This is a genomic window from Burkholderia sp. Bp9142, from assembly GCF_003853415.1.
Classification (GTDB): Bacteria; Pseudomonadota; Gammaproteobacteria; order Burkholderiales; family Burkholderiaceae; genus Burkholderia.
In genome coordinates this window covers 57,637-66,135 of record NZ_QTPP01000044.1, presented here as the reverse complement: position 1 = coordinate 66,135, position 8,499 = coordinate 57,637, and the positions used below count along the sequence as shown (strand labels likewise).

Here is an 8,499-nt window from a genome sequence, read left to right as displayed (position 1 = left end):
GGGAACAGCGCGAAGGTCTGGAACACCATCGCGACGCCTTCGGCCGGGCCGCGCAGCGGCTTGCCGAGATAGGTCACTTCACCGCCGGTCGGCTCGATCAGCCCGGCGATGATCCGCAGCAGCGTCGACTTGCCCGACCCCGAACGGCCGAGCAGCCCGACGATCTCGCCTTCGCGCAGCGACAGGTTCGCGTCGTCGAGCACCAGCAGTTCGCCCTGCGTCTTGTTGAAGCCGCGGCAGACGTGATCGACACGCAGGATTTCCTCGCCGAGCCGCGGCGGCTGCAGCGGCTGGGACGTCTTGACGGGGGCGTTGATAACGGTCGAATTTTGCATCGCGCTTACTCTCAATCGAGACGGAGCCGGGATTCCGCATAGGCATACATCGGACGCCACAGCAGACGGTTGAACAAGGTAACGAACAGGGACATCACGGCAATGCCCAGGATGATCTTCGGGAAGTCGCCGGCGGCAGTGGTCTGCGCGATGTACGAGCCGAGGCCGTGCGCGACGACCTTCGTGTCGCCCCACTGCACGAACTCGGACACGATGCTCGCGTTCCACGCGCCGCCCGACGCGGTGATCGCGCCGGTCACGTAGTACGGGAAGATGCCGGGCAGCACCGCCTGGCGCCACCACTGCCAGCCGCGAATGCGGAAATTCTTCGTCGCTTCCTTGTAGTCGTTCGGATAGGACATCGCGCCGGCGATCACGTTGAACAGGATGTACCACTGCGTGCCGAGCACGATCAGCGGCGACAGCCAGATGTCCGCGTTCAGGTGGAAGCGGACGATCACGATCACGAACACCGGGAACAGCAGGTTGGCCGGAAACGCGGCGAGGAACTGCGCGAGCGGCTGGATCTTCTCGGCGAGCGCGGGGCGCAGCCCGATGAGCACGCCGAGCGGCACCCAGACCACCGACGCGATCGCGATCAGCACCAGCACCCGCAGCAGCGTGATCAGCCCGAGCACCAGCACATGGCCGACCTCGGTCATCGTCACGCCGGTCGCGACGAAGCTGACAACGCGCCATGCAACGTACACGGTGATCAGGATGACGAACGTGCCCCACACGATATCGCCGATGCGCGACGAACCGCGCACCGACGCAGCACGCGAGCGAGCGAGCGCGAGCGACGGCGCGCGCAACGGAATCCGCGCGGCCTGTGACAGCAGCCAGCCGGCGGGCACCAGCAACTGATGGATCAGGTGCGTGCGGCGCATCATGTCGAGCAGCCAGGATTGCGGCGCATCGCCCGACGCGGTGTTCTCCATCCGGAACTTGTCGGCCCACGCGACGAGCGGACGGAACAGGAACTGGTCGTACGCGAGGATCACGACCGACATCGCGACGATCACCCAGCCCACCGCGCCGAGGTTCTTGTCCGAGATCGCCTGCGCGAGATATGCGCCGATTCCCGGCAGCGTGATCGTCTGGTTGCCGACGGTGATCGCCTCCGACGCGACGACGAAGAACCAGCCGCCCGACATCGACATCATCATGTTCCAGATCAGCCCCGGCATCGAGAACGGCACCTCGAGCTTCCAGAAGCGCTGCCATGGCGTCAGGTGAAAGCCGCGCGACACTTCGCTCAGGTCGCGCGGGACCGTGCGCAGCGACTGGTAGAAGCTGAACGTCATGTTCCACGCCTGGCTCGTGAAGATCGCGAAGATCGCGGCCAGCTCGGCACCGAGCACGCGACCCGGGAACAGCGCGAGGAAGAACGTGACCGTAAACGAGATGTAGCCGAGCACCGGCACCGACTGCAGGATGTCGAGGACCGGGATCAACACCATGCCGATACGGCGGCTCTTCGCGGCGAGCGTGCCATAGACCAGCGTGAACACGAGCGAGGCCACCATCGCGGCGAGCATGCGCAGCGTGGTGCGCAACGCGTATTCAGGCAGGTTCGACGGATCGAGCGAGATCTTCTGGCTCTGCAGGGTCGCGATCGGCGCCAGCGTCTGATGGAAGCCGACGATCGCCATCGCGAGTATGCCGATGATCAACGGAAATGCGACCGCGTCCCAGCGATTGGGGAGCACGCGCCACGCGGATGCGTTGGCGGTGCGATTCGGGTCGAAGAAACGGATATCCATCGGTAGCGTCTTGGTCGAATTGAAAATCGATGGGGGCGGCCGATCGCCGCGTCAGCGGGTGCGGCGCGGAACACATTCCCGCGCGTCGGGCCGACGATCGCCCGCAGCCGGACACGGCGGCGCGAGGCTGATGATGTGCGTGCGATGACTGGCCGCACCGCTGGCTTCCGTTGCCGCGAGATTCAGCATGAGGGGCTCCGGAGAAGGTGATTCGGTGTCGCAGGCTATCGGGCGCGGATGACGCAACTGTGACGTGTCACTTACAGGACATTGACACGTCATGCGTCGGTGCTTCGTCATCGCGCCGAAAGCGGCGAGCAGCGGTGTCCAACCTCGTAACACGCGGGAATAAATCCGTCGCCGCGCCGGTATGGCATGCGAATGCGCCGGCTTATTCCCGGACGATCCGGCCGTCCGGTTACGTCATACGATTGCGAGGCTCCCATGTCTTCATCGACCCCTACCCGCCCGTCGCGCCGCAAGGCCCTGCAATGCATGGCGTTCGGCGGACTCGGCACGCTGTTTACGCTGTCGGGCGGCATCCTCACGCCATTCGATCTCGCGCTCGCGCAAAGCGGCACCGCGCTCCCCGCGAAGGCGGGCCGGCCGTTGTTCGTCCAGATCAGCGACACGCATATCGGCTTCAACAAGGACGCGAATCCCGACGTCGCGGCCACGCTGCGGCAGACCCTCGACCTCGTCAACGGGATGCCCACCGCGCCGGCGCTCACGATCCATACCGGCGACATCACGCACTTGTCCAAAGCGGAGGAATTCGACCATGCGTCGCAGCTGCTGTCCGGGCTGCGCGTGCCGGAACTGCACACGGTGCCCGGCGAACACGACGTGACCGACGGTTCGGGCGCCGAATATTTCAGCCGGTTCGGCAAGGCGTCGGACAACCGTGGCTACTACAGCTTCGATCACGCGGGCGTGCACTTCGTCGCGCTCGTCAACGTGATGCACTTCAAGCCAAACGGGCTCGGCAGCTTCGGCGACGATCAGCTCGCATGGCTCGCGCAGGATCTGAAGGGGCAGTCGTCGAGCACGCCGATCGTCGTGTTCTCGCACATGCCGATGTGGACCATCTACGAGCCGTGGGGCTGGGGCACCGGCGACGCGCCGCAGACGATGGCGCTGCTGCGCCGCTTCGGCTCGGTCACCGTGCTGAACGGGCACATCCACCAGATCGTGTCGAAGGTCGAGGGCAACGTGACGTTCCATACCGCGCGCTCGACCGCGTTCCCGCAGCCGACCGCCGGCAACGGCCCGGGCCCGGTGCCGCTCACGGTGCCGCGCGACCGGCTGCCCGCGATGCTCGGCGTAACGACCGTCGATTTCGCCGGCCATCCTACGACAGCGTCGTTGCGCGACACGACGCTCGCCTGATCCGGACACGCAAGGAGACCGACATGACCTTCTTCAAGCCCTCGATGCTGCGAGCCGCGCTGATCCTGTGCGCGGCCGCCGCCGGCACGCCGCTCGCCGCGTTCGCTCAAACCCCGACCGGCCCGCTCGTGACGATCCGCAATTTCATGTTTTCGCCGATGTCGACCACGATCAAGGCCGGCACGACGATCACGTGGAAGAACCTCGACGCGGAACCGCATACCGTCGTCAACGACGCGGGCATCTTCCATTCGACCGCGCTCGACCAGGACGAGACCTACTCGTTTCGCTTCGACAAGCCGGGCGTGTACAAGGTGTTCTGCGGGATTCATCCGTACATGAAGGAGACCATCACCGTGGAATGACGCGGCGCGACTCGTCGACATCGCAAGGCAGAACCCGCCGATCGCCTACACTGGTTCCAACCGGCCGGAACCCACCGGCCGTCACCGACTGCGAGGAAAGCGATGACGGCAAGTCAACCCGCACACCCGAAACTGCCGGGCCAGGTCGTGCTCGTGCTCCAGGGCGGCGGTGCGCTGGGCGCATACCAGCTCGGCGTATTCGAGGCGCTGGACGCGTCGGGCATCCAGCCCGACTGGGTCATCGGCACGTCGATCGGCGCGATCAACGCGGCGCTGATCGCCGGCAACGCGCCCGGACACCGCGCGCAGCGGATGGCCGAATTCTGGCGCCACGTGACCGAACGGCCCGCCGTGAACGTGCCGGGCTTCCCCACCAGTTGGGACAAGATCGGCGCCGAGCTCGCGGTCATCGGCGCCGGCATCCCGGGATTCTTCCGGCCGAATCCCGCCGCATGGCTCGGGCCGCTCGCGCGCGTCGGCGTCGAGCACGCGTCGTACTATCTGGTCGAGCCGCTGCGCGACACGCTCGCGTCGCTGATCGATCTCGACCTGCTGAACGCGCGCCGGCCGCGGCTCACCGTCGGCTCGGTCAACGCGTGCACCGGCACGATGCGCTATTTCGATTCACGCGACCGGCCGCTCGACCTCGATCACGTGATGAGCTCGGGCGCGCTGCCGCCCGCGTTCCCGGCCGTGCGGATCGACGGCACGCCCTACTGGGACGGCGGCGTCTATTCGAATACGCCGGTCGAGGTCGTGCTGGACGACGCGCCGCGCCGCAGCTCGATCATCTTCTCGGTGCAGATGTGGAATCCGGTCGGGCCCGAGCCGCAAAGCATCTGGCAGGTGTCGGAGCGCCAGAAGGACATCCAGTACGCGAGCCGCACGGACAGCAACATCGCGCGCCAACAGCAGATTCACGGGCTGCGCCACGTGATCAAGGAACTGGTCATGCGGCTGCCGGAGGCCGAACGCAAGTCGCCCGACGTGCAGGCGCTCGCCGCGTGGGGCTGCCAGACCACGATGCACGTGATCAAGCTCGCGGCGCCGCGCCTCGACGGCGACGATCAGTGGAAGGACATCGATTTCACGCCGGACGGCATCGCGGCGCGCCGCCAGGCCGGGTTCGACGCAACGATGCAGGCGATCGCCGCGCGCCCGTGGGAGCTGCCGCTGGATCCGACGGAAGGGCTCAGCGTCTGGAGTCCGGAAGAGAACAGGATCGGCGAACGGCATAACTGACCCAGCGTGGGCCGGGGACATTCGTTCGGCCCGGCGACGAGCCCGCGCGAGCAGGCGCGTCGCGCTGCCCACCCCGATCCGGCTTACAGCGCGCGCACGATGCCGCCGTCGACCCGAATGTTCTGCCCGGTGATGTAGCCAGCGCCGTCCGACAGCAGGAAGCTCACGGTCTGCGCGATCTCCTGCGTCTTGCCGAAACGGCCGACCGGAATGCGGGCAACGATCTCGGGCGTCTCCGGCCAGCTGTCGATGAAGCCCGGCAGCACCGAATTGATGCGAATGTTGTCCTTCGCATACCGATCGGCATACAGGCGCGTGACCGAACTCAGCGCCGCGCGCAGCGCGGAGGACACCGGCATCGCCTGTTCGGGCGCGTCGGCCGCGAAGCTCGAAATATTGACCACAGCCCCGCCGCCCTGCGTCAGGAAGACAGGCGTCACCCGGCGCAGCACGCGAACGACGTTGAGCACGATCAGGTCGAGCCCTTCGTGCCACTTGTCGTCCTCGATGGCGAGCAAGTCGCCCTTCGGCGGATGTCCGGTGTTATTGACGACCGCGTCGATGCGGCCGTACTTCGCGAGTGTCTCGTTGACGAAACGCTCGATGTCGGCGTCTTCGGTGACGGACCCCGCAATGCCGAAACCACCCAGTTCCCTGGCCAGCTCGACGGCGCTGCCGGACGGCGACATCAGCGCGACGCGATAACCGTTGTTCGCGAGGTCGCGCGCGATTGCGGCACCCATGCCCTTGCCCGCCGCCGTCACCAAAGCCACTTTCTCTACAGTCATCCCGCTCTCCCGGAGGTCGGCTCAGCGCCGTGATCATCGTTCCAAAGCGCTACTCTAGGACCCTATAATCGAATTGTCGAACGATGATTTCTCCATCCACCCTGTAGAATTTCTGCTGCATGACCGCTCTGTTGCGTACCCGCCGGTTCCCGCCGCTCAATGCGCTGCGCGCGTTCGAGGCCGCCGCGCGCCACCTCAATTTCCGGCTGGCCGCCGACGAACTCGGCGTGACCCAAGGTGCGGTGGCGCAGCAGGTCAGGCATCTGGAGGACGTCGTGGCGGTTCAGCTGTTTCGGCGCTTGCCCAGGGGGCTTGCGCTGACGCGCGAAGGGCTCGAGTATTTTTCGTCGGTCCAGCGCGCGCTGCAGATCATCTCCGACGCCACGGACGCCCTGGGCCAGCGCCCCACGGTTCTGGCGGTCAGCACGACGCCGTCATTCGCGTCGAAGTGGCTGATTCCGCGCCTGGCGGACTTCGGCCGACTGCACCCCGACATCGAGGTTCGCGTCATCGCCGACGAAAGGCTCGCGTCGTTTCGGGCCGACGGCGTCGACATCGCGATTCGACTGAGCAAGCCGCCATTCCCGGCCGGCCTCGCCGCGGAGTTGCTGGCTCCGCTCGACATCTTCGCCGTCGCCAGCCCGACACTGCTCGACGGCGGCCCGCCGATCCGCACGCCCGCGGACTTGTCGGCGCATCCCCTGTTGCACGACGCGCACGATCTGTGGCCCGAGTTCATCGAGAAGCTCGGTGGAAAAGGTCAGGCCGATCCGACGAAAGGGCCGAGATTCAGCCAGTCGCTGCTCGCGATCGACGCCGCGGTCGCCGGTCAAGGCATCGCGCTGACCAGCGAGCCGCTCGTCGAGCGCGACATCGCGGAAGGCAGGCTGCGCCGCGTGTTCGATTTTTCGTTTCCGATGTCGCTCGGGTTTTACGTCGTCTTCCCGCAGGCCAATGCGCATTCGGAAGCGCTCCAGGCCATGCGCCGCTGGCTGTTTGCGCAGTATGGGAAAGCGTGATCGGCTGAAATCGCGACCGATCAACAACCCTACCTGTGTCAGTGTCTTCATTCATATCGTCTTTTCCCGATATATGATTCGCCCATCGACGATACCTGTTTGCGCCGGCGTTCCCAACGAACGCCGAAACACCACGCCCCTTCCATGCCGACCGAACTCGACATCGACGCGATCCTGAAAGCGCTTTCGAACCCCCTGCGCCGGGAAATCCTCGTCTGGCTGAAAACGCCGGGCGCGCATTTCCCCGAGCAGACGCTGCCGTACGACCACGGCGTCTGCGCCGGGCAGATCGACGCGCGCTGCGGGCTGTCGCAGTCGACCGTCTCCGCGCACCTCGCAACGCTGCAGCGCGCGGGGCTCGTGACGTCGACGCGGATCGGCCAGTGGGCGTTCTTCCGGCGCAACGAGGCCGTCATCGACGCATTTCTCGACGCTCTGCGCCGCGAACTCTGACCCAGGCCATGCGGGCCACCCACCGCGCACGACGCGACGGCCACCCCGCCTTTCGTGAAGAGGTTTATCTGCCATGCCCACCCTGTTCGACCCCGTTACCCTCGGCGACCTGACCCTGCCGAACCGCATCGTGATGGCACCGCTGACCCGCTCCCGCGCGGGCGCGACGCGCGTGCCGAACGACCTGATGGCCCGCTATTACGCCGAGCGCGCATCGGCCGGCCTGATCATCAGCGAAGCGACCTCGGTCACGCCGCAGGGCGTCGGCTATGCGGATACCCCCGGCATCTGGTCCGACGAGCAGGTCGAAGGCTGGAAGCGCGTGACGCAGGCCGTGCACGCGGCCGGGGGCCGCATGGTGCTGCAGCTGTGGCACGTCGGCCGGATCTCCGATCCGGTGTTCCTGAACGGCGCCCTGCCGGTCGCGCCGAGCGCGATCGCCGCGGGCGGCCACGTCAGCCTCGTGCGCCCGCAGCGTCCGTACGTGACGCCGCGCGCGCTCGAACTCGATGAAATCCCGGGCATCGTCGCCGCATATCGCAAGGGCGCGGAGAACGCGAAGAAGGCCGGTTTCGACGGCGTCGAGATCCACGGCGCGAACGGCTACCTGCTCGACCAGTTCCTGCAGGACAGCACCAATCACCGCACCGACGCTTACGGCGGCCCGGTCGAGAACCGCGCGCGCCTGCTGCTCGAAGTGGTCGACGCGGCGATCGACGTGTGGGGCGCGGGCCGTGTCGGCGTGCACCTCGCACCGCGCGGCGATGCGCACACGATGGGCGACTCCGATCCGGCTGCAACGTTCGGCCATGTCGCGCGCGAGCTCGGCCGCCGCAAGATCGCCTTCATCTTCACGCGTGAGTCGTATTCGGGCGACCACCTGAGCCCGCGGCTGAAGGAAGCGTTCGGCGGCCCGCTGATCGCAAACGAGCAGTTCACGCTCGAATCCGCGCGGGACGCGCTCGCGAGCGGCAACGCCGATGCGATCGCATGGGGCAAGCTGTTCATCGCGAACCCGGACCTGCCGCGCCGTCTCGAACTCGGCGCACCGCTGAACAAGCCGGTGCCGGAGACGTTCTACGCCGAAGGCGAAACGGGTTACACCGACTACCCGGCACTCAGCGACGCGGCCTGACGGCCGG

Annotated in this window: 10 protein-coding genes; 6 read left to right on the top strand and 4 right to left on the bottom strand. The window is 66.6% G+C overall.

Features of this window, described 5'->3' with window-relative positions; all coding sequences use genetic code 11:
- The 3 genes from DIE22_RS32470 to DIE22_RS38390 form a co-directional block, all read right to left on the bottom strand.
- Window positions 1-335 (bottom strand): ATP-binding cassette domain-containing protein (locus tag DIE22_RS32470; RefSeq protein ID WP_124606978.1); only part of this gene is annotated, 335 nt, incomplete at its 3' end.
- A gap of 11 nt (window positions 336-346) precedes the next feature.
- Entirely contained in the window at window positions 347-2,101 is a 1,755-nt protein-coding gene (locus DIE22_RS32465; protein ID WP_124606977.1) for an ABC transporter permease subunit, read from the bottom strand.
- A 51-nt stretch (window positions 2,102-2,152) separates the two neighbouring features.
- On the bottom strand, window positions 2,153-2,290 hold the full coding sequence (locus tag DIE22_RS38390) for a hypothetical protein (protein ID WP_185640740.1): 138 nt from the start codon (window positions 2,288-2,290) through the stop codon (window positions 2,153-2,155).
- A gap of 255 nt (window positions 2,291-2,545) precedes the next feature.
- On the opposite strand from DIE22_RS38390, the gene DIE22_RS32460 reads away from it, so the two are divergent.
- The 3 genes from DIE22_RS32460 (at window position 2,546) to DIE22_RS32450 (ending at window position 5,097) form a co-directional block, all read left to right on the top strand.
- Entirely contained in the window at window positions 2,546-3,490 is a 945-nt protein-coding gene (locus tag DIE22_RS32460) for a metallophosphoesterase (RefSeq protein WP_124606976.1), read from the top strand.
- Between the two features lie 23 nt (window positions 3,491-3,513).
- Window positions 3,514-3,855, top strand: coding sequence for a cupredoxin domain-containing protein (locus DIE22_RS32455; protein ID WP_124606975.1), 342 nt, complete (start codon window positions 3,514-3,516; stop codon window positions 3,853-3,855).
- A 102-nt stretch (window positions 3,856-3,957) separates the two neighbouring features.
- Window positions 3,958-5,097, top strand: coding sequence for a patatin-like phospholipase family protein (locus DIE22_RS32450; protein WP_124606974.1), 1,140 nt, complete (start codon window positions 3,958-3,960; stop codon window positions 5,095-5,097).
- A gap of 83 nt (window positions 5,098-5,180) precedes the next feature.
- Here DIE22_RS32450 and DIE22_RS32445 read toward each other — a convergent pair whose 3' ends face one another.
- Window positions 5,181-5,885: an SDR family oxidoreductase gene (locus DIE22_RS32445; protein ID WP_124606973.1), complete on the bottom strand. Its 705-nt coding sequence runs from the start codon at window positions 5,883-5,885 to the stop codon at window positions 5,181-5,183.
- A gap of 119 nt (window positions 5,886-6,004) precedes the next feature.
- Between DIE22_RS32445 and gcvA the strand changes: the two genes are divergently transcribed.
- The 3 genes from gcvA (at window position 6,005) to DIE22_RS32430 (ending at window position 8,492) form a co-directional block, all read left to right on the top strand.
- Window positions 6,005-6,904: a transcriptional regulator GcvA gene (gcvA, locus tag DIE22_RS32440; protein ID WP_124606972.1), complete on the top strand. Its 900-nt coding sequence runs from the start codon at window positions 6,005-6,007 to the stop codon at window positions 6,902-6,904.
- Window positions 6,905-7,048: 144 nt separating this feature from the next.
- Entirely contained in the window at window positions 7,049-7,357 is a 309-nt protein-coding gene (locus tag DIE22_RS32435; RefSeq protein WP_012366423.1) for an ArsR/SmtB family transcription factor, read from the top strand.
- A 73-nt stretch (window positions 7,358-7,430) separates the two neighbouring features.
- Window positions 7,431-8,492, top strand: coding sequence for an alkene reductase (locus DIE22_RS32430; protein WP_124606971.1), 1,062 nt, complete (start codon window positions 7,431-7,433; stop codon window positions 8,490-8,492).
- Window positions 8,493-8,499: the final 7 nt, after the last annotated feature.

Coding starts and splice junctions, on each gene's coding strand:
- DIE22_RS32465 (WP_124606977.1), bottom strand. CDS start 2,101: ATGGATATCCGTTTCTTCGACCCGAATCGCACCGCCAACGCATCCGCG.
- DIE22_RS32430 (WP_124606971.1), top strand. CDS start 7,431: ATGCCCACCCTGTTCGACCCCGTTACCCTCGGCGACCTGACCCTGCCG.
- DIE22_RS32460 (WP_124606976.1), top strand. CDS start 2,546: ATGTCTTCATCGACCCCTACCCGCCCGTCGCGCCGCAAGGCCCTGCAA.
- DIE22_RS38390 (WP_185640740.1), bottom strand. CDS start 2,290: ATGCTGAATCTCGCGGCAACGGAAGCCAGCGGTGCGGCCAGTCATCGC.
- DIE22_RS32455 (WP_124606975.1), top strand. CDS start 3,514: ATGACCTTCTTCAAGCCCTCGATGCTGCGAGCCGCGCTGATCCTGTGC.
- gcvA (WP_124606972.1), top strand. CDS start 6,005: ATGACCGCTCTGTTGCGTACCCGCCGGTTCCCGCCGCTCAATGCGCTG.
- DIE22_RS32450 (WP_124606974.1), top strand. CDS start 3,958: ATGACGGCAAGTCAACCCGCACACCCGAAACTGCCGGGCCAGGTCGTG.
- DIE22_RS32445 (WP_124606973.1), bottom strand. CDS start 5,885: ATGACTGTAGAGAAAGTGGCTTTGGTGACGGCGGCGGGCAAGGGCATG.
- DIE22_RS32435 (WP_012366423.1), top strand. CDS start 7,049: ATGCCGACCGAACTCGACATCGACGCGATCCTGAAAGCGCTTTCGAAC.